The sequence below is a fragment of the Stenotrophomonas sp. LM091 genome, from assembly GCF_001806305.1.
Taxonomy (GTDB): Bacteria; Pseudomonadota; Gammaproteobacteria; order Xanthomonadales; family Xanthomonadaceae; genus Stenotrophomonas; species Stenotrophomonas bentonitica_A.
In genome coordinates, this window is record NZ_CP017483.1 from 2,550,001 (window position 1) to 2,574,277 (window position 24,277).

Genomic DNA, 24,277 nt, shown 5'->3' on the forward strand with positions numbered 1-24,277 from the left:
ATATGGTCAAGCGAATAAGCGCACACGGTGGATGCCTTGGCGGTCAGAGGCGATGAAGGACGTGGCAGCCTGCGAAAAGTATCGGGGAGCTGGCAACAAGCTTTGATCCGGTAATGTCCGAATGGGGAAACCCACCCGCTTGCGGGTATCCTGCAGTGAATACATAGCTGCTGGAAGCGAACCTGGTGAACTGAAATATCTAAGTAACCAGAGGAAAAGAAATCAACCGAGATTCCCTGAGTAGCGACGAGCGAACGGGGACTAGCCCTTAAGCTGGAATGGTTCTAGAAAAACAGCCTGGAACGGCTGGCCATAGAAGGTGATAGCCCTGTATTTAAAAGGGCCACTCCAGTGAAGACGAGTAGGGCGGGGCACGTGAAACCCTGTCTGAACATGGGGGGACCATCCTCCAAGGCTAAATACTACTGACCGACCGATAGTGAACCAGTACCGTGAGGGAAAGGCGAAAAGAACCCCGGAGAGGGGAGTGAAATAGATCCTGAAACCGTGTGCGTACAAGCAGTAGGAGCTCGAAAGAGTGACTGCGTACCTTTTGTATAATGGGTCAGCGACTTACTGTTCGTGGCAAGCTTAACCGTATAGGGGAGGCGAAGGGAAACCGAGTCTGATAAGGGCGCATAGTCGCGGGCAGTAGACCCGAAACCGGGTGATCTAGTCATGGCCAGGGTGAAGGTGCCGTAACAGGTACTGGAGGCCCGAACCCACGTCTGTTGCAAAAGACGGGGATGAGCTGTGATTAGGAGTGAAAAGCTAATCGAACCCGGAGATAGCTGGTTCTCCTCGAAAGCTATTTAGGTAGCGCCTCATATGTATCCTCTCGGGGGTAGAGCACTGTTATGGCTAGGGGGTCATCGCGACTTACCAAACCATTGCAAACTCCGAATACCGAGACGGACTGTATGGGAGACACACGGCGGGTGCTAACGTCCGTCGTGAAAAGGGAAACAACCCAGACCCACAGCTAAGGTCCCAAATTCACTGCTAAGTGGAAAACCATGTGGAAAGGCACAGACAGCCAGGAGGTTGGCTTAGAAGCAGCCACCCTTTAAAGAAAGCGTAATAGCTCACTGGTCGAGTCGGTCTGCGGGGAAGATTTAACGGGGCTAAGCAGTGAACCGAAGCTTGGGGTGTGCATATTTATATGTACGCGGTAGAGGAGCGTTCCGTAAGCCGTTGAAGGTGGATTGAGAAGTCTGCTGGAGGTATCGGAAGTGCGAATGCTGACATGAGTAACGATAATGCGGGTGAAAAACCCGCACGCCGAAAGCCCAAGGTTTCCTTGCGCAACGTTAATCGGCGCAGGGTGAGTCGGCCCCTAAGGCGAGGACGAAAGTCGTAGTCGATGGGAAGCAGGTTAATATTCCTGCACCTCGCGTAAGTGCGATGGAGGGACGGAGAAGGTTAGGTGTACCCGGCGTTGGTTGTCCGGGGAAAGGCGGTAGGTTTGGATCTTTGGCAAATCCGGGATCCTTTAAGACCGAGCACCGAGACGAGCCTTTAAGGCGAAGTCACTGATACCACGCTTCCAGGAAAAGCTCCTAAGCTTCAGCTTACGCAGACCGTACCGTAAACCGACACAGGTGGGTAGGATGAGAATTCTCAGGCGCTTGAGAGAACTCGGGTGAAGGAACTAGGCAACATGGCACCGTAACTTCGGGAGAAGGTGCGCCCTTTTTGGTGGCTCATGCGAGCTATAGCTGAAGAGGGCCGCAGTAACCAGGCCGCTGCGACTGTTTATCAAAAACACAGCACTCTGCAAACACGAAAGTGGACGTATAGGGTGTGACGCCTGCCCGGTGCTGGAAGGTTAATTGATGGGGTCAGCCGCAAGGCGAAGCTCTTGATCGAAGCCCCAGTAAACGGCGGCCGTAACTATAACGGTCCTAAGGTAGCGAAATTCCTTGTCGGGTAAGTTCCGACCTGCACGAATGGCGTAACGACAGCGGCGCTGTCTCCACCCGAGACTCAGTGAAATTGAAATCGCTGTGAAGATGCAGCGTTCCCGTGGCAAGACGGAAAGACCCCGTGAACCTTTACTATAGCTTTACACTGAACGTTGAGTTCGTCTGTGTAGGATAGGTGGGAGGCTATGAAACCATGGCGCTAGCTGTGGTGGAGCCATCCTTGAAATACCACCCTGTCGTGCTTGACGTTCTAACCTAGGTCCATAATCTGGATCGGGGACCGTGTATGGTGGGTAGTTTGACTGGGGCGGTCTCCTCCTAAAGAGTAACGGAGGAGCTCGAAGGTACGCTCAGCGCGGTCGGACATCGCGCACTGTGTGCAAAGGCATAAGCGTGCTTGACTGCAAGATCGACGGATCAAGCAGGTAGGAAACTAGGACTTAGTGATCCGGTGGTTCTGTATGGAAGGGCCATCGCTCAACGGATAAAAGGTACTCCGGGGATAACAGGCTGATACCGCCCAAGAGTTCATATCGACGGCGGTGTTTGGCACCTCGATGTCGGCTCATCACATCCTGGGGCTGTAGTCGGTCCCAAGGGTATGGCTGTTCGCCATTTAAAGTGGTACGCGAGCTGGGTTCAGAACGTCGTGAGACAGTTCGGTCCCTATCTGCCATGGGCGTTGGAGATTTGAGAGGGGCTGCTCCTAGTACGAGAGGACCGGAGTGGACGAACCTCTGGTGTTCCGGTTGTCACGCCAGTGGCATTGCCGGGTAGCTATGTTCGGAAGCGATAACCGCTGAAAGCATCTAAGCGGGAAGCGCGCCTCAAGATGAGATCTCCCGGGGCACAAGCCCCTGAAGGAACCATATAGACTATGTGGTTGATAGGTCAGGTGTGTAAGTACAGCAATGTATTGAGCTAACTGATACTAATGATCCGTGTGGCTTGACCATATAACCTCAAGTTGCCTTGGCCGACATGACATGTCGATAGATCCCAAGTGCACGCTACGTCACAAGACTTACGAGAGGCAGGCGCCTTATCCGTTTCTTTAGGATGGCGACGCTCCAACTGTCTCCCTGGTGAAATTAGCGCTGTGGCACCACCCGATCCCATCCCGAACTCGGAAGTGAAACGCAGCTGCGCCGATGGTAGTGTGGCCTAAGCCATGCGAGAGTAGGTCATCGCCAGGGTTTTTACCCGAAAACCCCGCTGCTCACGCAGCGGGGTTTTCTTTTATTGCAGGCACCTGGTTTTTGCAGGCATCTGTTTCTCGGAAGAGACCTCTGCTGAGCTGGCGCATCGCGCTGCTCCAACCGTCTCCCTGGTGAAATTAGCGCTGTGGCACCACCCGATCCCATCCCGAACTCGGAAGTGAAACGCAGCTGCGCCGATGGTAGTGTGGCCTAAGCCATGCGAGAGTAGGTCATCGCCAGGGTTTACACCCAGAACCCCGCTGCTCACGCAGCGGGGTTTTTTTTGTCCTTCTCCCAACGGATGGGAGCGTCTCATTTCACGTGCCACAGCAGATGAGCACGGTCATGCAGTAGTGCGGCGGGTCTCGCTGAGCAGTAGTGCGGCGGGTCTCGCTGGGCAGTTCTGCGGTTTGGGAATGGTGGCGTCTCCGCTTGCATCTTCCGCGAGCGTAAGGCCCGCGTAGCGACCGGCAGGCCCCTCGGCAAATGTCCCCCGGCCGCCGCCTGACGGCGACGCCCCCCTCCTTGATTTTGCCCAGGCGCCTACCGGCCGCTACGGCGCTCCGCGTGCTGTGTGAGGACTGACAAATCAATCCACACTCGCTGATCGCGCTGCTGCTGTGCGGCGCCAGTGGTCTCCACACGTGGGTCGCGATGCCCTTGTGGGCGAACTCAAGGAGGAGGGGGCGGCCACAGGCCGACCCCGGGGGACATTCGCCGGCAAGGGTATCGCGACCCACCGCCCGACCAACCCAGCCGCCGCTGCAAAAAAACGGCGCCCCGAAAGGCGCCGTTTTCATGAAGCAAAGATCACGTCACTGCAACCAACCGCTCAGCGCGCAGACTCCGCGGCCGGCGCCTCAGCGCCCTTGCCCTTCATCATCGCATCGCGTGCCGCCTTGAACGGATTGCCTTCGTACCAGTTCGGCCAACGATCGCCGCCGGCCAGTTCCTTGCCAACCCCGTACAGCAGCTGCAGGTCCTCGACCGTGCCGTCCAGCTTCCAGGTGGCCGGATCGAACTCATCCTTGGGGCCGTGGTAACGGTGGCTGCCGTAGTCTTCGGCCGCCTTGCGGCCAGCCTCGACACCGCCGTCGCGCAGATCCTCACCACCGTCGGCATACAGCGCCGGCACCCCCGCCTTGGCGAAGTTGAAATGATCCGAACGGAAGTAGAAGCCGCTCTGCACCGCGGTCTCGCCGTGCAGGGTGCGGCCCTGATTCGCGGCCAGCGGCTTGAGGATGTCCTCCAGCTCGGAGCTGCCGAAACCGGTCACGGTCATGTCCTTGGCGCGGCCGGCCACCGACATCGCATCGATGTTGATCACGCCGGCGATCTTGTCCAGCGGGAAGGTCGGGTGGCTGACGTAGTACTTCGAGCCGAGCAGGCCGGACTCTTCCAGCGTCACCGCCAGGAACACCACCGAACGCTCCGGTGCCGGCTGCTGGTGGACCATCGCGTCAGCGACTTCCAGGATGCCGGCCACGCCGGTCGCGTTGTCGACGGCACCGTTGTAGATGTTGTCGCCCTGCTCACCCTCGTGCTTGCCCAGGTGATCCCAGTGCGCCATGTACAGCACGGCCTCGTCGGCCCGCTTGCTGCCGGGCAGGACGCCGACCACGTTGCGCGACTTCTTCTCGGCGATGGTGCTCTTCAGGTCGAAGGAGACCTTGGCCTTCAGCGGGACCGGCTTGAAGCCGCGCTTGCTGGCGTCCTTGTAGGCCTTGTCCAGGTCCAGGCCGGCCTCGGCGAACAGCTGACGCGCGGCCTCGGCGCTCAACCAGCCCTGTGCGGGCAGGCGCGCTTCCGGATCATCCTTGGCCGGCAGGTCGTACTGCGGGCCGGCCCACGAGTTCTTGACCACGTCCCAGCCGTACGACGCACCGGCGGTGTCGTGCACGATCAGTGCGGCAGCAGCGCCCTTGCGTGCGGCCTCCTCGAACTTGTAGGTCCAGCGGCCGTAATAGGTCATGCGCTTGCCGTCGAACAGCTTCTCGTCGTTGACGTGGAAGCCCGGGTCGTTGACGAACATCACGACCGTCTTGCCCTTCCAGTCCTGGCCGGCATAGTCGTTCCACTTCTGCTCCGGTGCGTCCACACCGTAGCCCACGAACACCAGATCGCTGTCCTGGACCTTCACCTCCGGCTGGCCGCTGCGGGTGCCGATCACCATGTCGGTGCCGAAGGTCAGCTCGCGGGTCTTGCCGGCCTGGTCCAGCTTGAGCACGGTCGACTCATCGGCGGTGGTCTCGGTCATCGCCACGTCCTGGAACCAGCTGTCGCCGTTGCCCGGCTGCAGGCCGATGCGCTGCATCTGGTCGCGGATGTAATTGACGGTCAACTCTTCGCCCTTGCTGCCCGGCGAACGGCCTTCGAACTCATCCGAGGCCAGGGTCTTGACCAGCTCGGCGAAGTCGCCGGCATTGATCTCGGGCGAGAACGCATGGCCCGGCGCGGTCGGTGCCGCGTCGGTGGCGGGGGCCGCGGTGGGCGCGGCGGATTCGCCCTTGCACGCGGTCAACGCAGCGGCAGCGGCAAGGCACAACAGAAGTTTGCGGGGCATCATCGGTTCCTGGAACGGGAAAGGCGGGTGCGTGCGGCACCAGCAGCCACAATATCAATCCTGCGGCGCGGTGTCGGTATCGAAGGGAACGGCCACCGCGCCACTGACCGGTCCGACGCGGGCCGTGCGGTGCACGTACAGGGTGACCTCGCGCTCGAACTGCAGCGGTCCGTTGACCGACGCGTTCGGGCCGATGATCACGCGCGGCTTGCGGCCGGGCGTCAGCGACAGGTTGAAGTTCGGTTTCTTGACCTCGATCCCGCCCTCCACCTGCGAGCCCACGCCAACGGTGATGTCTCCGTTGACGGTCTCGATGCCGCGCGCCACGCGCGTTTCGACCAGGCCGATGCTGCCGTTGACGGTTTCAAGGCTGCCGTCGATCTGGGTACCACGGTCCAGGAAGATGCCGCCGTTGACGGTGTCCACGCCGCCGCTGGCAATCACTTCGCGTCCGACCCGCACGCTGCCGTTGACCGTGGATATTCCCCCGGTGCGCGCGCGATCAGCCACGCGGATGCCGCCGTTGACGGTTTCGATACGACCCGTCACAGCGCCTTCGGCGACCTTGATGCCGCCGTTGACGGTCTCCAGATTGCCGTAGGTCTGACCGGCTTCGGCGGAGATGCTGCCGTTGACCTTGCTGATGTTGTCGCTTGCCAAGGCCGGCGCACAGGGCAGCGTCAGGGCCAGCAGCAGCGGGAGCAGGGAGCGTTTCATGGGAACCTCGATGGTGGAGCGCGGCTGGCAGGCCGCCTGCAGGAATGTCACCATGCATCGTTGCAATCCGCATCTGCCTGAAGTCACTGGAAAGCCCTTGCGCCACAACGCCTTTTCCTCACGCCGGGATAACAATCCGACCGATGGACGCGGTCGCACGCAGTGGCTGAGCCCGGCGTTGCGTGCCCTCGTGCTGGCAGTGGCCGTGCTCGGCGCCAGCCCGCTGGCCGCGCAATCGTCCAAGGAGGCCGAGCGCAAGCTGCAGAAGCTGCGCAGCGAGCTCAAGGGCGTGGCCCAGGAACGGCGGACGCTGGAAGGCCAGCGTGGGCAGGCATCGCGCCAGCTGCGCGAAGCCGATGAGAAGGTGGCCCGCACCGGGCGCGTACTGGCCCAGACCGAAACCGCGCTGCAGCGCGAAACCCGCGCCATGAACGAACTGCAGGCCAAGCGCGATGCGCTGCAGGCCGGGCTGGAACAGCAGCGCACGGAGCTGGCCTCGCTGCTGCGCGCGGCCTATCGCATCGGCAACAACGCACCGCTGAAGCTGCTGCTGTCGCAGGACCGTGTTGCCGATGCGAACCGCAGCCTGGCCTACCACCGCTACCTGCAGCGCGAGCGCGCGCAGCGGATCCAGTCGCTGACGGCCGACCTCACCGAACTGCAGCGCGTGGAGGCGGAGATCGTCGAGCGGCGCAAGGCGCTGGAAGGCACCCGCCAACAGCAGAAACAGCAGGTGGCCACGTTGGCCGATGACCGCCGCGAGCGGGCGGCCACGGTTGCCACGCTGGATGAGCGCTACAAGGACCGCAGCGAGCGTGAGAAGGCGCTGGGCCAGGACGCCAAGGCACTGGAAACGCTGCTCGCGAATCTGCGTGCCGCCGCTGCACGTGCCGAGGCGGAACGGCGCGCTGCCGCGCGCCGGGCCGCTGCGGAAAAAGCCGCTGCCGAGAAGGCTGATCGCGCTGCTGCCGCCAGTGGCACGCGGCCGCCGCCGCGGGCGACCAAGACGCCCCCTGCGGTCGCTTCCGCACCGGCCCCGAAGGTGGGCGGCCTGGGCTGGCCGCTGTCCGGCAATCTGCTCGCCCGCTATGGCGGCAAGCTGCCCGATGGCCGCACCAGCAGCGGCGTGCTGATCGGTGCGCCAGCGGGCAGCACGATCACCGCCGTCGCCGATGGCACCGTGGTGTTCTCCGACTGGATGACCGGCTACGGCATGATCCTGATCGTCGACCACGGCAACGGCTACATGAGCCTGTACGCCCACAACGACACCCTGCTGCGTGATGCCGGCGCCACGGTGAAGAAGGGCGAGGCCGTGGCCAAGGTCGGTAACTCGGGTGGGCAGGGCGTGACCGCGCTGTACTTCGAGCTGCGCCGCAATGGCCAGCCGGTCGACCCGGGCAGCTGGCTGCAGCGGCGATAAACCGCGCACAACAGCAGCGCACCGCCAGGGGCGGGGTTCAACGGGAATTTATCGTCGCTTCGCGCATAATCGGGCGACGCACCCCGGTGCGTGGCTCAACCGTCCCCCGCTCATCCTGGAGTGCTTCATGCGCGTAGCCCGTTCCGCCACCTTGCTGCTGGCCCTGTTGCCCGCGGTGTCCTGGGCGCAGCAGACCGCCGAAGCGCCGGCACGCGGGGCCGATGCGGCCACCACGGAAGAAGCGGTGACCTCACGGGTTCCGTTGGAAGAGATCCGCCGCTATGTGGCCGTGTACAACGCAGTGCGCGCCGCCTACGTCGACCCGGTCGATGACAAGAAGCTGATGCAGTCCGCCATCCGTGGCCTGCTGCTGGATCTGGATCCGCACAGCACCTATTTCGACAAGGAAGACGCCGAAGCCTTCGATGAGCAGGCCAACGGCGCCTACGACGGCATCGGCGTGGAGCTGCAGCAGCAGCCCGACAACAGCAGCCTGAAAGTGATCTCGCCGATCGACGACACCCCGGCCGCACGCGCGGGCATCCTCGCTGGCGACCTGATCATCGCCATCGACGGCAAGCCGATCAGTGCGATCGAGGCCACCGAGCCGCTGCGCGGCGTGGCCGGCACCAAGGTCGTGCTGACCCTGGTGCGCGAGGGCAAGCCCAAGCCGTTCGATGTCAGCGTCACCCGCGAGACCATCCGCGTGACCAGCGTGCGCAGCCGGATGCTTGAACCTGGTTACGGCTACATCCGCCTGAGTACCTTCCAGGCCGACACCGGTGCCGATTTCCAGAAGCACGTTGCCCAGTTGCAGCAGCAGGCTGGTGGCAAGCTCAAGGGGCTGGTGCTGGACCTGCGCAGCAACCCGGGTGGCCTGCTGACCGCCGCCGTACAGGTAGCCGACGACCTGCTCGAGAAGGGCAACATCGTCAGTACCCGTGGCCGCATCTCGATCAGCGATGCCCGTTTCGATGCAACGCCGGGCGATCTGCTCAAGGGCGCGCCGGTCGTGGTGCTGGCCGACGCCGGCTCGGCCAGTGCCTCCGAGGTGCTGGCCGGCGCCCTGCGCGACAACGGCCGCGCGCGCGTGGTCGGCAGCCGCACCTTCGGCAAGGGCTCGGTGCAGACCGTACTGCCGCTGGACAACGGGGACTCGGTGAAACTCACCACCGCGCGGTATTTCACGCCAAGCGGCAAGTCGATCCAGGCCACCGGCATCATTCCCGATGTGCTGCTGCAACCGGAAAAGCGTGCCGGTGATGATGACCTGCCGGCGAGCCTCACCGACTACAGCGAAGCCACGCTGCCCGGCCACCTGCGCGGTGACGAGGAAGGCACCGAAGGCTACAAGGCCGGTGACGTGCTGCCGGGCGATGGCCCGATCAACGATGCCCTGGCCGAGTTGAAGCAACCGGGTTCGGTGCTGGCCAGGCAGAAGGCGGAGGCGGCGAAGAAGCCGGCGGCCAAGCCGTCAGCGGCAGCGGTCAAGCCGGTAGAGGCGAAGCCGGCAGATACGAAGCCGGCAGAGACTAAGCCGGCAGAGACCAAGCCGGCAGAGACCAAGCCGGCAGAGACCAAGCCGGCAGAGACCAAGCCGGCAGAGACCAAGCCGGCAGAGACCAAGCCGGCAGCTCCGGCCTCGACGGCACCGATCAAGCCCTGACCAAGCCACCCAATACTCGCCATGACGGACCTGTTTGATCAGATCGCGGCATTGACCCGCTCCGCCGCGCTATCCGAAGACGAGAGGGCAATGCAATTGGGCACTGTGGCCGCGCTCCATGGCATCGATGGCGATCGCGTCTACTGGTGGGCCGGGCTCTCCCGCCCGCCCCGCAGGATGCCGTATGAAGATGGCAGCGCCGGATTGGCTCTCCTCAACGAAGTGCTGACCGCGCTGCCACTGGAAGAAGTAGTGCTGGTCGCAACCGACGAGGAACCCGCGCCTTGGCCGATGTGGGTGCTGGGTCGGGATGAGCTCATCGCGTTGCTGGAAGCACTACCGTTCTTCGAGTACTTCGTTGCGTCGCCAGATGGGCGCACGCTAGTTTTCGATACGCATCACAACGAATTGCTGATCGCTTCGCTGGACCCCTCGGGGGCTGTCTCTCGCTCGGACTGACGCGAACGCGCCGTCCCCGATATCAAAACCCGTGCCGCTTGCGCAGCCGCCGCGCGATCGCCGCACGCACATACACGCCATAGCCGAGCCCGAACACGAAGCCGGCGATGTGGGCCCACCAGGCGACCATGCCGAAGGTCGGGCCGATGTAGGCGAAGACCACCTGCAGCGCCGCCCAGACACCGATCAGCAGATAGGCCGGCGCACGCACGAATTCCAGGAACAGGCCCAGCGGAATCACCACGCCCAGCCGCGCGCCCGGGAACAGCGCCAGATAGGCGCCGATCAGGGCCGACACCGCGCCGCTGGCCCCGATGATGATCTGGTCCGGGCTGCCCATGGTGTAGATCGCGGTCAGATTCGAGATCGCCCCGCCGACCAGGAACAGCAGCATCAGCCGCCACGGGCCCAGCACGCGCTCGGCCGGCAGCCCGAAGATCAGCAGGAACACCAGGTTGCCCAGCAGGTGCGACCAGTCCGCATGCAGGAACAGCGCGGTGAACAGCCGCAGCACGCTGCCGTCCTGCAGGGTCGCCCACCAATCCAGCGGGTGGGTCAGGCCGGTGGAAAGCGCGCCCCAGTCCATCCACAGGCTGCGCCGGGCGTCGTCCGGCCGGGAGATCGACCACAGGAACGCGACCCACAGCGCCGCGAACAGCAGGGGGGTGGCCCAGCGGTAGGCGGCTTTCTTGCGGGAGGGGGTCGACACGAACATGCGGGCACTAGCCTAGCGCGGAGGCTGACCTGACGGGGATATGTCGTGTTCAGCATGAATAGCCACAAGGGCGACGCACGTTATTGTTTCATTAACCGCTCTCGGTATACTCGCATACGGCGTCGTATGTCGGGAGGGGAATCCGGCGCGTTGTCCTGACCCATCAAGGGGAGGGGCGGCGCAGGCGCGCGTTGCCAACATCACCGCTTTCCGGAGAGAACCAACAATGCATACCGCTTCCACTCTTGCCCGCGTCACCGCTCTGGCCGTCGGCATTGCCGGTGTCCTGGCCGTGGGCCACGTCCACGCTGCCGCCTTCCAGCTGAAGGAAAACAGCGCCAAGGGCCTCGGCCGCGCCTTCGCCGGTTCCGGCAGCGCCGCCGGCGACGCCTCGATCATGGCCGTCAACCCGGCCGGCATGCGCCAGCTCGAGGGCATGCAGGTCCAGGGCGACCTGAGCGCCATCAGCTTCTCGGCCAAGTTCAAGGGCACCGGCCGCAAGCCGACCGGCCAGCCGCAGACCGGCGGTGACGGCGGCGACGCCGGCATGATCGCCCCGGTTCCGGCCGCCTACTTCCATATGCCGATCGGCGAAAAGGCCCACTTCGGCGTCTCGCTGACCGCCCCGTTCGGCTTCAAGACCGATTACGACAATGGCTGGGTCGGCCGTTACAGCGGCCTGAAGACCGACATGAAGGCCATCGACCTGGGCTTCGCGGCTTCGTATGACGTCAACCCGTACGTGTCCTTCGGTGCGTCCGTGTTCGTCGAGCACCTGACCATCGAGCTGAGCAACCAGATCGACTTCGGCACCGCGCTGGCGCAGTCGCGCGTGCCGGGCTTCGCCCCGGGCAGCGCCGACGGCAAGTTGACCGTGGAAGGTGACAACAATGCCGTGGGCTGGACCGTCGGTGGCTTGTTCAGCCCCGATGAAAACACCCACATCGGCATCAGCTACCGTTCCAAGGTCGAGCACAAGATCACCGGCGGCGATGCCACCTTCGATGTGCCGCAGAACGCTGCTGCCGTGCTGGCCGTCGCCCAGCCGGGCCGCTTCGTGAGCACCTCGGGCAAGGCCACGCTGACCCTGCCGGCCTCGGCCACCCTGAGCGTCACCCACAACGTCAACGACCGCTGGACCGTGATGGGTGATGTCACCCGCACTGCCTGGTCGACCGCGTTCGACCAGGTCACCATCGACTTCGCGTCGGCGCAGCCTGATTCGGTGCTGGAGTTCGGCTACCGCGATACGACCTTCGTCTCGCTGGGTACCGATTACAAGCTGAGCGACACGGTGACCCTGCGTGGCGGTATCGCGCTGGACCAGACCCCGACCACCAACGCTCACCGCGACGTGCGCGTGCCCGATACCAGCCGCAAGTGGCTGTCGCTGGGCGTGGGCTGGACCCCGTCGGCGAACACCGAATACAACTTCGGTTACACCCACCTGTTCACCAAGGATCCGGACGTGATCATCGGTGGCACCACCAACAACCAGGGCAACTCGCTCAACGGCAAGTACAAGGTCCGTGGCGACGTGCTGGCCGCGTCGTTCAACTACAAGTTCTGATCGACGCAGCACTGAACGGTTGAACGCAGCAGCAGAAAACCCCGCGAAAGCGGGGTTTTTTGTTGGTCGCGTTGAGGCGCTTGCGGATCGACTGCCGCAGCACGGTGGGATCCGCGATCACGACGTACAATCCCCGCCCGGACTGCGCCCCTGCCGTCCCGTGCCTACTGACAAGGATCTGTATATGTCGTCTCTGCTGCTGCGCTCCACGCTTGCGCTTGGCCTGGCCGGTCTCTCGCTGCCCGCCATCGCCGCGCCGGAGTTCGCCGCCTGTTTTACCTTGACCCCGGGCCTGTCGTGGTCCAGCAGCGATGAAACGCTGACCATCGAGAAGGCCACGTTCGCCGGGCAGGAGGCGATCAAGGTGAGCAGCGCCGGTGGTGGGGTTGGCACGGCCAGCTATTACGACGCCAGCGGGCGCCAGCTTCTCGGCCAGGAGCGCCTGGGCATTTCCGCTTGGGGTGGCGACGCGTCCAGGCCGGTGATGACCGACATCTTCAAGCCTGCGCCGACGTTCCCGCAGAGCGCCAAGCCAGGCGATCGGTTCGAGGTCAACGGCAAGGGCGAGCGCACGAACCATGTCGACGAGACGGTCGAGCCGATCGACTACGACGGCTTCTCCGATTACACCTTCGTCGGCTTCGAAGATCTGGAGACGGAAGTCGGCGACCAGCCGCGGACGTTCAAGGATACCTGCCATGTCACGGCGACCTTCGAAGACAACCGTATCGAGGCGTGGTACGCCGCCGGCTTCGGCCGCATCAAGTTCGAGCGCTACATGGGCAGCGAACTGCTGATGCGCGATGAGATCGAGTCCATCGAGCAGTAGTGCCGGCCGCTGGCCGGCAATCTGTGCCAGCTTCCAGGCCACGAAAAACCCCGCTTTCGCGGGGTTTTTCGTTCAACGCATGTGCGCTGGAATCAGTCGCCCAGGGTCAGCAGCGAGGCATTGCCGCCGGCCGCCGTGGTGTTCACGGTGACCGTTTTTTCGGTGGCGAAGCGCAGCAGGTAGTGCGGGCCGCCGGCCTTCGGGCCGGTACCGGACAGGCCCTGGCCGCCGAACGGCTGCACGCCGACCACCGCGCCGATCTGGTTGCGGTTGACGTACACGTTGCCGACATTGATGCGCGAGGAAATGCGGTCCACGGTTTCATCGATGCGCGAATGCACGCCCAGGGTCAGGCCGTAGCCGGTGGCGTTGATCTGGTCGATCACCGCATCGAGCTGGTCGCCCTTCCAGCGGATCACGTGCAGCACCGGTCCGAAGATTTCCTTGTGCAGCTGATCCAGGTTCTTCAGCTCGTAAGCACGCGGTGCGAAGAAGGTGCCGTGTGCCGCTTCGTCGCTGAGCGTGGCAGCGGCGATCAGGCGCGTTTCCTTCTCCATGCGCACGGCATGGTCCTTGAGGATCTGCAGCGCATCGGCATCGATCACCGGGCCGACGTCCGTGGAGAGCAGGCCCGGGTCACCGACCTTCAGCTCGGCCATCGCGCCGGACAGCATGGTCATCACCTTGTCGGCGATGTCGTCCTGCACGAACAGCACGCGCGCGGCCGAGCAGCGCTGGCCGGCGGAGGTGAAGGCCGACCCGATCGCATCCTTGACCAGCTGCTCTGGCAGCGCCGAGGAGTCGGCGATGAAGGCGTTCTGGCCGCCGGTTTCGGCGATCAGCACACCGATCGCGGCGTCGCGCGCGGCCATCGCACGGTTGATCGCACGGGCGGTATCGGTCGAGCCGGTGAAGGCCACGCCGGCCACGCGCGGGTCGGCGGTCAGCGCGGCGCCGACGGTCGCACCGTCGCCCGGCAGGAACTGCACAACGCCTTCGGGCACGCCGGCGTCGAGCAGCAGCTTCACCGCGTAGTAGCCGATCAGGTTGGTCTGTTCGGCCGGCTTGGCGATCACGCTGTTGCCGGCGGCGAGCGCGGCGCTGACCTGGCCCAGGAAGATCGCCAGCGGGAAGTTCCACGGGCTGATGCAGACGAACACACCGCGGCCATGCAGCTGCAGTTCGTTGGATTCACCGGTCGGGCTCGGCAGCTTTTCGGCATGGCCGAACTGCTCGCGTGCCTGCTTGGCGTAATAGCGCAGGAAGTCGACCGCTTCGCGCACTTCGGCAATACCGTCGGGCAGGCTCTTGCCAGCTTCCTTGACGCACAGTGCCATGAACTCCGGCAGGCGCGCTTCGAGCTGGTCCGCCGCGTGTTCCAGGATCGCGGCGCGGCTGGCGGCCGGGGTGCGGTTCCAGGCCGGCTGCGCGGCCACGGCGTTGGCCAGGGCCTTCTCCACGGTGGCACTGTCGGCCGGCTGCCACTGGCCGACGACCTGGCGGGTGTCGGCCGGGTTGGTCACGTTCAACAGCGCAGCGGTCGGGTTGGCACCGGGCACCAGCGGCGCGGCGTGCCACCCGCTCTTACCCGGCGCGGGCACGGCCGCATTGAGCTGCTCGGCCAGAGCGCGCAGATCGTTGTCGTTGGCGAGATTGACGCCCATGGAGTTCTTCCTGTCATGGTTCTGGCTGCGCAGCAGATCGACCGGCAGCGGGATTTTCGGATGCGGGATGGACGCGAACGAGGAGACCACTTCCACCGGATCGCGGATCAGGTCGTCGATGGCCACGTTCTCGTCGGTGATGCGGTTGACGAAGCTGGAATTGGCGCCGTTTTCGAGCAGGCGGCGCACCAGGTACGGCAGCAGGTCTTCATGCGAACCGACCGGCGCGTACACGCGGCACGGCACGTTCAGACGGTCGGCCGGCACCACTTCGGCATACAGGTCATCGCCCATGCCGTGCAGCTTCTGGTGCTCGTACTGGCCGCCCTTGGCGATCGCCTGCACGGCCGCGATGGTGTGCGCGTTGTGCGTGGCGAACATCGGGTAGATCGCATCGCTGTGCGTGAACAGGCGCTTGGCGCAGGCCAGGTAGGACACGTCGGTGTTCTGCTTGCGGGTGAACACCGGGTAGGCCGGCAGGCCCTCGATCTGCGCGCGCTTGATCTCCGCATCCCAGTAGGCGCCCTTGACCAGGCGCACCTGCAGGCGACGACCGATGCGGCGGGCCAGATCGGCCAGGTAGTCGATCGTGTACGGCGTGCGCTTCTGGTACGACTGCACGACCACGCCGAAGCCTTCCCAGCCGGCGAGCGAGGCATCGCTGACCACCGTCTCGATGATGTCCAGCGACAGCTCCAGGCGGTCGGTTTCTTCGGCATCGACGGTGCAGCCGATCCCATAGGACTTGGCCAGCTGCGCCAGTTCCAGTACGCCCGGCACCAGGTCGGCCATCACGCGTGCGCGCTTGGCATGCTCGTAGCGCGGGTACAGCGCGGAGAGCTTGATCGAGATGCCCGGTGCCGAATTGACATCGCCGTCCGGGCGGCCGCCGCGGGCCTTGTGGTCACCGCCGATCGAATGGATCGCGCGACGGTAATCCTCCAGGTAACGCTTGGCGTCCTTCATGGTCAGCGCGCCTTCGCCGAGCATGTCGAACGAATAGCGGTAGCTGGCGTTGTCGCCCTTGTGCGAGCGCGACAGCGCTTCGTCGATGGTGCGGCCCATGACGAACTGGTGGCCCATGATCTTCATCGCCTGGCGCACTGCCAGGCGGATCACCGGCTCACCCACGCGACCGATCAGGCGCTTGAACGCGCCCGGCACATCGGCGCGGGTGGCATCGTTGATCTGGACCAGGCGGCCTGTCAGCATCAGGCCCCAGGTGGAGGCGTTGACCAGCACCGAGTCGCTGCCGCCCATGTGCTTCTTCCAGTCCGCGTCGCCGAGCTTGTCGCGGATCAGCTTGTCGGCCGTCTCCTGGTCCGGAATGCGCAGCAGCGCTTCGGCCACGCACATCAGCAGCACGCCTTCCTCGCTGCCCAGATCGTACTGGCGCATGAAGGCCTCGATCGCGCCCTGGTCCTGGGCACGCACGCGCACGCGCTTGACCAGGTCGGCGGCGGTGGCCTGTACCCTGGCCTGTTCGGCGGCGGGCAGGCGCGCCTGCTCCAGCAGCTCTCGCACGTGGGTGGCCTCGTCCTTCAACCAGGCATCGGTGATCGCCTGGCGGAACGCATTGGGAACCGCCGGCAGCTCAGCAGAGAGCAGCGGCGGGCGGGCAGCGCCGGACGATGCCGGGGCAGGGGGAAGGACAGAGGATGCAGTCATGCCGGTCGGCTCGTGGAGAACTTGACCATTTTAATCGTTTTCTGGGGGAGTCAAGCGGTTTTTGCGGTCGCGCCCATGCGGCGCATAGCCTTTCATACAGGGGGATTCGGCGGATTCGAGCCGGCTGGTAGTTATTGTGCCGATTTCGTCAAAACGGCCGCCGCAGCCGATGCTGTGTTGCAACATTCCTGAAACTGTGAATGGACCCTTGCTACTCGCTGGAGAGCGGGGCTACCATCGAGACGTTTCCCGCGGCAGGAAAAACGCGGTTGCGACATGATCGAGGTGCTCATCGCTCCGGACGGATCAGGGACGCAACTGCGGCTGCGTCCCCCACGGGCGCTCGATGCCCGGCAGTTCGTCCTGTTGTTTGCAGTGTTGGCGGGGGTGATGTGGCTGGCGGCCGGCCTGGGCTGGTTCACCGGCAACGTATTCGCCCCCGTGTTTGCTCTGCTGTACAGCGTGTTGCTGGCAGTGGCGCTGCGCACGGTGTGGCGCAGTGGAGAACGGCAGGAAGAGATCCGGGTAGTGCCGGCGTGCGTGGAAGTGATTCCCGCACCCGGGCATTCGCCGGTGTTCAGCGCCCACCCGCACTGGGTGAGGCTGATCGCCGACGAACGCAGGGTCCGGCTGGCATCCAGCGGTAGGCAGGTGGACGTGGGGAGCTTCCTCGCACCGGCCGAACGCCAGGTACTGGCTCAGAAACTAGAAGGCTTGCTCGCGGCCAATGACGGCCGCAACCGACGACGCTAAGGGTCTAGGCAATGAAGCAATGCAGAAAGTGGGGCAGGACGTTCGGGAAGTCAGTGTTGAGCGGGGCCGCGCTGCTGGCGCCGGCCATGGCGTGGGCCCAGACGGCCGACCCCAAACCGTGGCAATTGAACATGGGCAAGGGGGTGACCCAGAGCTCGCGGTTGGCGTGGGAGTCCAACCTGTTCTCGCTGTGGGTCTGTACCGTGATCGGGGTGCTGGTATTCGGCGCGCTGTTCTACGCGATCTTCAAGTTCCGCAAATCCAAGGGCGCGGTCGCCGCCACCTTCAGCCACAACACCAAGGCCGAGGTCATCTGGACCGTGATCCCGGTGATCATCCTGGTGGTGATGGCCTGGCCGGCCACGGCCAATCTGATCAAGTTCTACGACACCCGCGATTCGGAAATGACCGTCAAGGTCACCGGGTATCAGTGGATGTGGAAGTACGAATACCTAGGCGAGAACGTCAGCTTCACCAGCCGCCTGGACCGTGAGTCCGACCGTGTCCGCCAGAGTGGCGTGGTGCCGACCCGCGACAGCCATCCGCATTACCTGCTGGATGTCGACAACCGCCTGGTACTGCCGGTCGATACCAAGGTGCGCTTCGTAATCACCTCCGACGACGTCATCCATGCATGGTGGGTGCCGGCGCTGGGCTGGAAGCAGGATGCGATTCCCGGCTTCATCAACGAGGCCTGGACCAACATCGAGCAGCCCGGCGTGTACCGCGGTCAGTGCGCCGAACTGTGTGGCAAGGATCACGGCTTCATGCCGATCGTGGTCGAGGCGGTCTCCAAGGAGGATTACCAGAAATGGCTCGCCTCCAGGAAGCCTGCGCCGGCCCCTGCACCGGAGGCCGCTCCGGCCCCTGCGCCGGCTGCCCCGGCCGAGGCCACTCCGGCACCGGCCAGCGAGCCGGCCGCGGCAGCAACAGACAGCAACGGCTGAAATCGAGCCGCGCCCGCCAACCGGCGGATGCGGGTACCACCGGATACAGTGAGGTGTAGTTGCGATGGCGCATTCCGCAGTTGACCACGACGGGCATCACGGGCATCAGCAGGGGTTCTTCGAGCGTTGGTTCTTTTCGACCAACCACAAGGACATCGGCACGCTCTACCTGCTTTTCAGCTTCATCATGTTCATCATCGGTGCGGCGATGAGCGTGATCATCCGCGCTGAGCTGGCGCAACCGGGCCTGCAGTTCGTCAAGCCCGAGTTCTTCAACCAGATGACCACCGTGCATGCGCTGGTGATGATCTTCGGTGGCGTGATGCCGGCCTTCGTCGGCCTGGCCAACTGGATGATCCCGCTGCAGATCGGCGCGCCGGACATGGCCCTGCCGCGCATGAACAACTGGTCGTTCTGGCTGCTGCCGGTGGCCTTCAGCCTGCTGCTGCTGACCCTGTTCCTGCCGGGCGGCGCCCCCGCCGGTGGCTGGACGCTGTACCCGCCGCTGTCGCTGCAGGGCGGCTACAACGTGGCCTTCAGCGTGTTCGCCATCCATGTGGCCGGCATCAGCTCGATCATGGGCGCGATCAACATCATCGCCACCGTGCTCAACATGCGCGCCCCCGGCATCGATCTGCTGAAGATGCCTATCTTCTGCTGGGCCTGGCTGATCACCGCGTTCCTGCTGATCGCGGTGATGCCGGTGCTCGCCGGCGCGGTGACGATGCTGCTCACCGACAAGTTCTTCGGCACCAGCTTCTTCAATGCCGCCGGTGGCGGTGACCCGGTGATGTACCAGCACATCTTCTGGTTCTTCGGGCACCCGGAGGTCTACATCATGATCCTGCCGGCGTTCGGCGTGGTCAGCGAGATCATCCCCACCTTCAGCCGCAAGCCGCTGTTCGGTTACCAGGCGATGGTCTACGCGATCGCCGCGATCGCCTTCCTGTCCTTCATCGTCTGGGCCCACCACATGTTCACCGTGGGCATGCCGCTGGGCGGCGAAATCTACTTCATGTTCGCCACGATGCTCATCTCCATCCCGACCGGGGTGAAGGTGTTCAACTGGGTCAGCACGATGTGGCGTGGCTCGCTCACGTTCGAAGCGCCAATGCTGTGGGCGGTGGCCTTCGTCATCCTGTTCACCATCGGTGGCTTCTCCGGCCTGATGCTGGCGATCGTGGTGGCCGACTTCCAGTACCACGACACTTACTTCGTGGTCGCGCACTTCCACTACGTGCTGGTCACCGGCGCGGTGTTCGGGTTGATCGCCGCGGTGTACTACTGGTGGCCCAAGTGGACCGGGCGCATGTACAGCGAAACCTGGGCCAAGGTGCACTTCTGGTGGTCGATCGTGTTCGTGAACCTGCTGTTCTTCCCGCAGCACTTCCTCGGCCTGGCCGGCATGCCGCGGCGTATTCCGGATTACAGCGTGGCCTTCGCCGACTGGAACCTGATCAGTTCGATCGGTGCGTTCGGCATGTTCGTCACGCCCTTCATGATGGCCGCGATCCTGTGGCATTCGCTGCGCCACGGCGCGAAGGCCGCCGACCGTTGCTGGGAAGGAGCGCGTGGCCTGGAGTGGACGATTCCCTCGCCCGCGCCGGCCCATACGTTCACCACGCCGCCGACCATCCGTCCGGGTGATCTGGCCCATGACGACATCACCCATTGAGGCCGCTCATGACCACCACCACCCGCACGCCGGATGAGCAGGCCCTGCAACGCCGCCGCGCGCACCGCACCGCGTGGGCCGTCGGCATCGTCGCGGTGATGGTCTATGCCGGCTTCATCCTCAGCGGGGTGATCGGGCGATGAGCGATCCGCGCCCGGCTCCGCCCGCACGTCATGCGGGCCTGCCCCGCCTGATCGGGGTGGCCCTGGCGGTGTTCGTGCTGACCTTCTCGCTGGTGCCGCTGTACCGCATCGCCTGCGAGAAGGTGTTCGGCGTGCGCCTGGAACGTGGCCCGGGCGCGGCGGCGGGTACGGCGGCCGCCACCGGCAAGCGCACGGTGCGGGTGGAATTCGATGGCGGTGTGAATTCCAAGCTGCCGTGGGCGTTCCATCCCGAACAGCTGACGATGGACGTGGTGCCCGGCGAGCTCAACGAAGCGCTGTATTACGCGCGCAATGACAGCGACCGCGCGCTGGTCGGCAGCGCGGTGCCCTCGGTGGCACCGGCCAAGGCGTCGGGCTACTTCAGCAAGACCGAGTGTTTCTGCTTCACCGCGCAGACGCTGCAAGCCGGCGAGAAGCGCGACATGCCGGTGCGCTTCATCGTCGATCCCGACCTGCCGGCCAACATCACCACGATCACCCTGTCCTACACCTTCTACAAGAACGACGCTTTGTCCGCGCAGTTGGCCCCGGCCAGCCTGCCGACCGGCGCGCGTGCAGCTCCCTGATCCGGACCGGACCCAAGACCATGGCCCAGCAAAGCCCCGATGCGAACGTGTACTTCGTGCCCACGCACAGCAAATGGCCGTTCATCGGTTCCATCGCGATGATGGTGACGATGGTCGGCGTGGCCAGCTGGCTCAATGATTCCAGCTGGGGCAAGTGGACCTTCTACGCGGGCATCGCGATGCTGGTGCTGACCCTGTTCTGGTGGTTCAGCGACGTGGTGCGCGAATCGCAGGCCGGCAGCTACAACCGCCAGGTCGACGGCTCGTTCCGGATGGGGATGGTGTGGTTCATCTTCTCGGAAGTGATGTTCTTCGGCGCATTTTTCGGCGCGCTGTTCTATACCCGCAACCTGGGCCTGCCGTGGCTGGGCGGCGCGGGCGACGGCGTGATGACCAACGAGTTGCTGTGGGATGGCTACTCGGCGGCGTGGCCCACCAACGGCCCCGGGGCGATCGGCGGGCATTTCCAGACCATTCCGGCCTGGGGCCTGCCGCTGATCAACACGCTCATCCTGCTGACCTCCGGTGTCACCCTGACCATCGCGCACCACGCGCTCAAGGCCGGGCATCGGCGCCAGCTGCTGGTCTGGCTGGGCATCACCGTGCTGCTCGGCCTGGGCTTCCTCACCCTGCAGGCGGAGGAGTACATCCACGCCTACAAGGAACTCAACCTCACGTTGGGCTCGGGCATCTACGGCTCGACGTTCTTCATGCTCACCGGCTTCCACGGCGTGCACGTGCTGCTCGGCACGATCATGTTGGCGGTGATGTGGCTGCGTTCCTCGAAGGGGCATTTCACCCGCGACAACCATTTCGGTTTCGAAGCCGCCGCGTGGTACTGGCACTTCGTCGACGTGGTGTGGCTGATGCTGTTCCTGTTCGTCTACGTGCTGTAGCGTCGGTGCGACGTCCTGCCGCATCGACGCCGGTGCGGCTTCAGCCGCCGATGCCGTGGGGCTTGATCCAACCGCTGTAGATGCCGATGACCACCAGCACGATCAGCGCCACCGACACCGCGATGCGGCGGGTGAGGGCATTGACGGTGCGCTTGGTCTGGCCGCGATCGACCAGCAGGTAATACAGCCCGGCGCCCAGATTCCAGACGATGACGATCAGAAACGCGATTACCAGCAGGGTCTTCAACGAATCATTCATGCGCGGCTCGATGGCGTGGCGGGTGCGCCTATATCACCGCGTTTTGCCGGCGTTGTCATGATGCGCAAGCACACACGCCTGATCGGCTGGATCGCCGCGGTACTCGTCATCCTCGCGTTCTGCCAGCTCGGCCGCTGGCAACTGCAGCGCATGCATGAAAAAGAAGCGCTGCTGGCCCAGCAGGTGCCGGCGCGTGCGCAGTCACTCACGCTGCGCCAGGCGCTGGCGGCACCGCCGGTGCTGCGCTGGGTGGAGGACCGGGGCCGCTTCCTGCCGGGTACGCTGCTGCTCGACAACCAGACCCGCGATGGCCGGGCCGGGATCAAGGTCTACCAACCGTTCCAGAGTGATGACGGCGCACGGGTGCTGATCGACCTGGGCTGGCTGCCGATGCCGCCGGATCGTGTGATCCCGCCGATCACCCCGCATAGCGGCCCCACGGCCCTCAGCGGCCTGCTGGCGCCGCCGCCGGCTACCGGCCTGGCGCTGGGCCCGGCGCTGTCGCCCGCGCCGCAGCCGGGCGTATGGCTGGCCAGCCGGATGCCACCGGAAGAGATGGCGCGCGCGCTGTCGTTGCCGCCGGGCAGCCTGCAGGTGCGCGTGCTGCGGCTGGACCCTGCGCTGCCAGGCGGATATGCGCGGGATCTGGAGCTGCTGCCCAACACACTGCCGCCCAGTCGCCATCTGGGCTATGCCGTGCAATGGTTCGGGCTGGCGTTGACCGTGCTGGTGGTCGCGCTGGTCCTGGAATTCCGACGCCATCGCCGCCGGCGTGGCACTTCCCGGCGCTGACCGGCTCAACATGAGAAAATGCCGCCCATGAATGCCACTTCCCCGGCACGGCTGCCGTCCCGTTCACGCGGCCGCTGGACCCTGATCGCCCTGTTCGGCGTGTTCTTCGGCGCCATGGCGTTGGCGGGCGTGCTGCGCTTCTCCGGCTGGCAGCCCACCGCGCACCGCAATACCGGGCAACTGCTGCAGCCGCCGGCGGACCTGCGGGCGCTGCCGCCGACCCTGGCCGACGGCCAGCCGTACCCGTGGAATCCCAACGAACGGACCTGGCGGATCCTGGTGGCCCCGTCTGCCAGCTGTACCAGCGAGTGCGTCACTTTGTCGCAGGGATTGGGCAAGGTGTGGCAGCTGTTCGGCCATAACGCCGATAATGTCGAGATCCTGTGGCTGGGCACGCCGCCGGCCGAGGTCCGGGGCATGCCCGCACTGCGCGCGCTGCGCGCCCAACCGGACCTGCGTGCCGCTTTGCCCGCCGTGGATGACGCCGCCGGCACGCCTGTGTATGTGATCGATCCCAACGGTTTCGTGATCATGCGGTACGCGCCGGGATTCGATATGGCCGGTCTGCGCAAAGACCTGGCCACGCTGCTGAAACTGAAGTGAGTTCTGTTCGATGAGCCTCTCCGCACGCCCGGTGCTTCACCGCAATTTCCACCGTCTGGCGTGGTTTGCACTGATCATGACGGCCAGCACGATCATGTTCGGCTCGTTCGTGCGCTTGTCCGATGCGGGCCTGAGCTGCCCGGACTGGCCGACCTGCTATGGCCGTGTCACCTGGCCGCAGCACGCCGAGGAAGTGATCGGCCACGAGGCCGCCAAGATCCGCCCGCTGGAAACGCACAAGGCGTGGCGCGAACAGGTGCACCGCTTCCTGGCCGGCGCACTCGGTATCGAGATCCTCACCCTGGCGCTGCTGGCTACGCGCCGCCGTCGCTGGGGCAGCACTGCGGTCATCACCGCCTGTGTGCTGGTGGCGACCGGCATACCGCTGTACATGATGGGCATGCACGTCCCGGCGAGCATCATCGCCCTGATCGGCGAGGCGATCCTGCTGATCGCCGCGTTGCGCTGGACCAATATCGACCTGGCCCGCGCCGCGTTGCTGACGCTGGCGGTCGTCATCTTCCAGGCGCTGCTAGGCATGTGGACGGTCACCTGGCTGCTCAAGCCGATCGTGGTGATGGGCCATCTGCTTGGCGGCATGCTGATGTTCGGCCTGCTGGTGTGGATGGCGTGGCGCGCCACGCACATGCCGATCACCCTGGCCGAAGCGCCCAAGCTGAAATGGCTGATCCGTGCCGGCGTGGCCGTGCTGGTCGCGCAGATCGCCCTCGGCGGCTGGGTCAGTGCCAACTACGCCGCACTCGCCTGCGGTGGCGGCAGCGCCTCGCTGGACAACTTCCCGCGCTGCGTCAGCCAATGGTGGCCGCCGCATGACTTCAAGGAAGGCTTCACCCTGTGGCGCGGCATCGGCGTGGATTACGAAGGGGGCGTGCTGGATGGCGCCTCGCGCATCGCGATCCAGATGGCACACCGGATGATGGCGATCGTGGTGGCCGTGTACCTGCTGTGGCTCTCGGTGCGCCTGTTCCGCCTGCCGAGCATGCGCGGCTGGGCGAGCGCACTGGGCCTGCTGGTGGTGCTGCAGATCACCCTGGGCATCCTCAACGTGAAGCTGGCGGTGCCGCTGGAAGTGGCCGTCGCGCACAGCGGTGGCGCGGTGGCGCTGCTGTTCGTGCTGGTGACGCTGCTGGCGCGCCTGCGCGCGCCGGATGCCGAGGGCGGCAAGGCCAGCGCTGCTTCCCCTGCCGTGCAGGCGGGCTGACG

General features: G+C 64.7%; 19 protein-coding genes and 3 rRNA genes. 17 read left to right on the forward strand and 5 right to left on the reverse strand.

What is annotated here, in order from left to right:
* The first annotated feature begins 4 nt into the window (after positions 1-4).
* The 3 genes from BIZ42_RS11085 to rrf (BIZ42_RS11095) all read left to right on the forward strand — a co-directional run bounded on the left by BIZ42_RS11085 (position 5) and on the right by rrf (BIZ42_RS11095) (position 3,366).
* Positions 5-2,881, forward strand: a 23S ribosomal RNA gene (locus BIZ42_RS11085).
* A gap of 125 nt (positions 2,882-3,006) precedes the next feature.
* Positions 3,007-3,121: ribosomal RNA gene (rrf, locus tag BIZ42_RS11090) — 5S ribosomal RNA — on the forward strand.
* Between the two features lie 130 nt (positions 3,122-3,251).
* Positions 3,252-3,366, forward strand: a 5S ribosomal RNA gene (rrf, locus tag BIZ42_RS11095).
* Positions 3,367-3,956: 590 nt separating this feature from the next.
* On the opposite strand, the gene BIZ42_RS11100 is transcribed toward rrf (BIZ42_RS11095), so the two are convergent.
* Both BIZ42_RS11100 and BIZ42_RS11105 read right to left on the reverse strand, forming a co-directional pair.
* Positions 3,957-5,687, reverse strand: a complete 1,731-nt coding sequence (locus tag BIZ42_RS11100) for a M28 family metallopeptidase (protein ID WP_070426467.1) — start codon at positions 5,685-5,687, stop codon at positions 3,957-3,959.
* 54 nt (positions 5,688-5,741) lie between these two features.
* On the reverse strand, positions 5,742-6,404 hold the full coding sequence (locus BIZ42_RS11105; RefSeq protein WP_046272917.1) for a hypothetical protein: 663 nt from the start codon (positions 6,402-6,404) through the stop codon (positions 5,742-5,744).
* Between BIZ42_RS11105 and BIZ42_RS11110 the strand changes: the two genes are divergently transcribed.
* The 3 genes from BIZ42_RS11110 (at position 6,403) to BIZ42_RS11120 (ending at position 9,952) form a co-directional block, all read left to right on the forward strand.
* Positions 6,403-7,827, forward strand: coding sequence for a peptidoglycan DD-metalloendopeptidase family protein (locus BIZ42_RS11110; protein ID WP_156785732.1), 1,425 nt, complete (start codon positions 6,403-6,405; stop codon positions 7,825-7,827). The two genes, BIZ42_RS11105 and BIZ42_RS11110, sit on opposite strands and share 2 nt — an antisense overlap.
* Before the next feature lie 127 nt (positions 7,828-7,954).
* Complete coding sequence (locus BIZ42_RS11115) at positions 7,955-9,493, forward strand: S41 family peptidase (RefSeq protein WP_070426469.1); 1,539 nt, start codon at positions 7,955-7,957, stop codon at positions 9,491-9,493.
* Positions 9,494-9,514: 21 nt separating this feature from the next.
* Positions 9,515-9,952, forward strand: coding sequence for a hypothetical protein (locus tag BIZ42_RS11120; protein WP_070426470.1), 438 nt, complete (start codon positions 9,515-9,517; stop codon positions 9,950-9,952).
* A 22-nt stretch (positions 9,953-9,974) separates the two neighbouring features.
* Here the strand turns inward: BIZ42_RS11120 and BIZ42_RS11125 are convergent, their stop codons facing one another.
* Positions 9,975-10,667 carry a rhomboid family intramembrane serine protease gene (locus BIZ42_RS11125; RefSeq protein ID WP_019186003.1) on the reverse strand — a complete coding sequence of 231 codons (693 nt, stop codon included), beginning with the start codon at positions 10,665-10,667 and terminating at the stop codon, positions 9,975-9,977.
* A 226-nt stretch (positions 10,668-10,893) separates the two neighbouring features.
* On the opposite strand from BIZ42_RS11125, the gene BIZ42_RS11130 reads away from it, so the two are divergent.
* Positions 10,894-12,237, forward strand: coding sequence for an outer membrane protein transport protein (locus BIZ42_RS11130; RefSeq protein WP_070426471.1), 1,344 nt, complete (start codon positions 10,894-10,896; stop codon positions 12,235-12,237).
* 184 nt (positions 12,238-12,421) lie between these two features.
* A complete protein-coding gene (locus BIZ42_RS11135; protein WP_019186001.1) occupies positions 12,422-13,066 on the forward strand; it encodes a hypothetical protein in 645 nt (214 codons plus the stop codon).
* 92 nt (positions 13,067-13,158) lie between these two features.
* On the opposite strand, the gene putA is transcribed toward BIZ42_RS11135, so the two are convergent.
* Entirely contained in the window at positions 13,159-16,398 is a 3,240-nt protein-coding gene (putA, locus tag BIZ42_RS11140) for a bifunctional proline dehydrogenase/L-glutamate gamma-semialdehyde dehydrogenase PutA (RefSeq protein WP_070426472.1), read from the reverse strand.
* Positions 16,399-16,674: 276 nt separating this feature from the next.
* Here putA and BIZ42_RS11145 point away from each other — a divergent pair, with 276 nt between their 5' ends.
* The 6 genes from BIZ42_RS11145 to BIZ42_RS11165 all read left to right on the forward strand — a co-directional run bounded on the left by BIZ42_RS11145 (position 16,675) and on the right by BIZ42_RS11165 (position 21,399).
* The gene (locus BIZ42_RS11145) at positions 16,675-17,151 is read left to right on the forward strand and encodes a DUF2244 domain-containing protein (RefSeq protein WP_070426473.1); all 477 of its coding nucleotides are present in this window, start codon (positions 16,675-16,677) and stop codon (positions 17,149-17,151) included.
* An 11-nt stretch (positions 17,152-17,162) separates the two neighbouring features.
* Complete coding sequence (coxB, locus tag BIZ42_RS11150) at positions 17,163-18,098, forward strand: cytochrome c oxidase subunit II (protein WP_070426474.1); 936 nt, start codon at positions 17,163-17,165, stop codon at positions 18,096-18,098.
* Positions 18,099-18,162: 64 nt separating this feature from the next.
* Entirely contained in the window at positions 18,163-19,773 is a 1,611-nt protein-coding gene (gene ctaD, locus BIZ42_RS11155; RefSeq protein WP_019185997.1) for a cytochrome c oxidase subunit I, read from the forward strand.
* Between the two features lie 8 nt (positions 19,774-19,781).
* Positions 19,782-19,916, forward strand: a complete 135-nt coding sequence (locus BIZ42_RS19940; RefSeq protein ID WP_257785228.1) for a hypothetical protein — start codon at positions 19,782-19,784, stop codon at positions 19,914-19,916.
* Positions 19,913-20,503: a cytochrome c oxidase assembly protein gene (locus tag BIZ42_RS11160; protein ID WP_019185995.1), complete on the forward strand. Its 591-nt coding sequence runs from the start codon at positions 19,913-19,915 to the stop codon at positions 20,501-20,503. Before BIZ42_RS19940 ends, BIZ42_RS11160 begins: the two co-directional genes overlap by 4 nt.
* Positions 20,504-20,523: 20 nt before the next feature.
* Positions 20,524-21,399, forward strand: coding sequence for a cytochrome c oxidase subunit 3 (locus tag BIZ42_RS11165; RefSeq protein WP_019185994.1), 876 nt, complete (start codon positions 20,524-20,526; stop codon positions 21,397-21,399).
* A 40-nt stretch (positions 21,400-21,439) separates the two neighbouring features.
* Here BIZ42_RS11165 and BIZ42_RS11170 read toward each other — a convergent pair whose 3' ends face one another.
* Complete coding sequence (locus BIZ42_RS11170) at positions 21,440-21,658, reverse strand: twin transmembrane helix small protein (RefSeq protein WP_019185993.1); 219 nt, start codon at positions 21,656-21,658, stop codon at positions 21,440-21,442.
* Positions 21,659-21,715: 57 nt separating this feature from the next.
* On the opposite strand from BIZ42_RS11170, the gene BIZ42_RS11175 reads away from it, so the two are divergent.
* The 3 genes from BIZ42_RS11175 to BIZ42_RS11185 are packed head-to-tail and all read left to right on the forward strand — an operon-like array spanning position 21,716 to position 24,275.
* A complete protein-coding gene (locus BIZ42_RS11175; RefSeq protein WP_070426475.1) occupies positions 21,716-22,450 on the forward strand; it encodes an SURF1 family protein in 735 nt (244 codons plus the stop codon).
* Positions 22,451-22,477: 27 nt separating this feature from the next.
* Complete coding sequence (locus BIZ42_RS11180) at positions 22,478-23,053, forward strand: hypothetical protein (RefSeq protein WP_070426476.1); 576 nt, start codon at positions 22,478-22,480, stop codon at positions 23,051-23,053.
* A 10-nt stretch (positions 23,054-23,063) separates the two neighbouring features.
* Positions 23,064-24,275: a COX15/CtaA family protein gene (locus BIZ42_RS11185; protein WP_019185990.1), complete on the forward strand. Its 1,212-nt coding sequence runs from the start codon at positions 23,064-23,066 to the stop codon at positions 24,273-24,275.
* Positions 24,276-24,277: the final 2 nt, after the last annotated feature.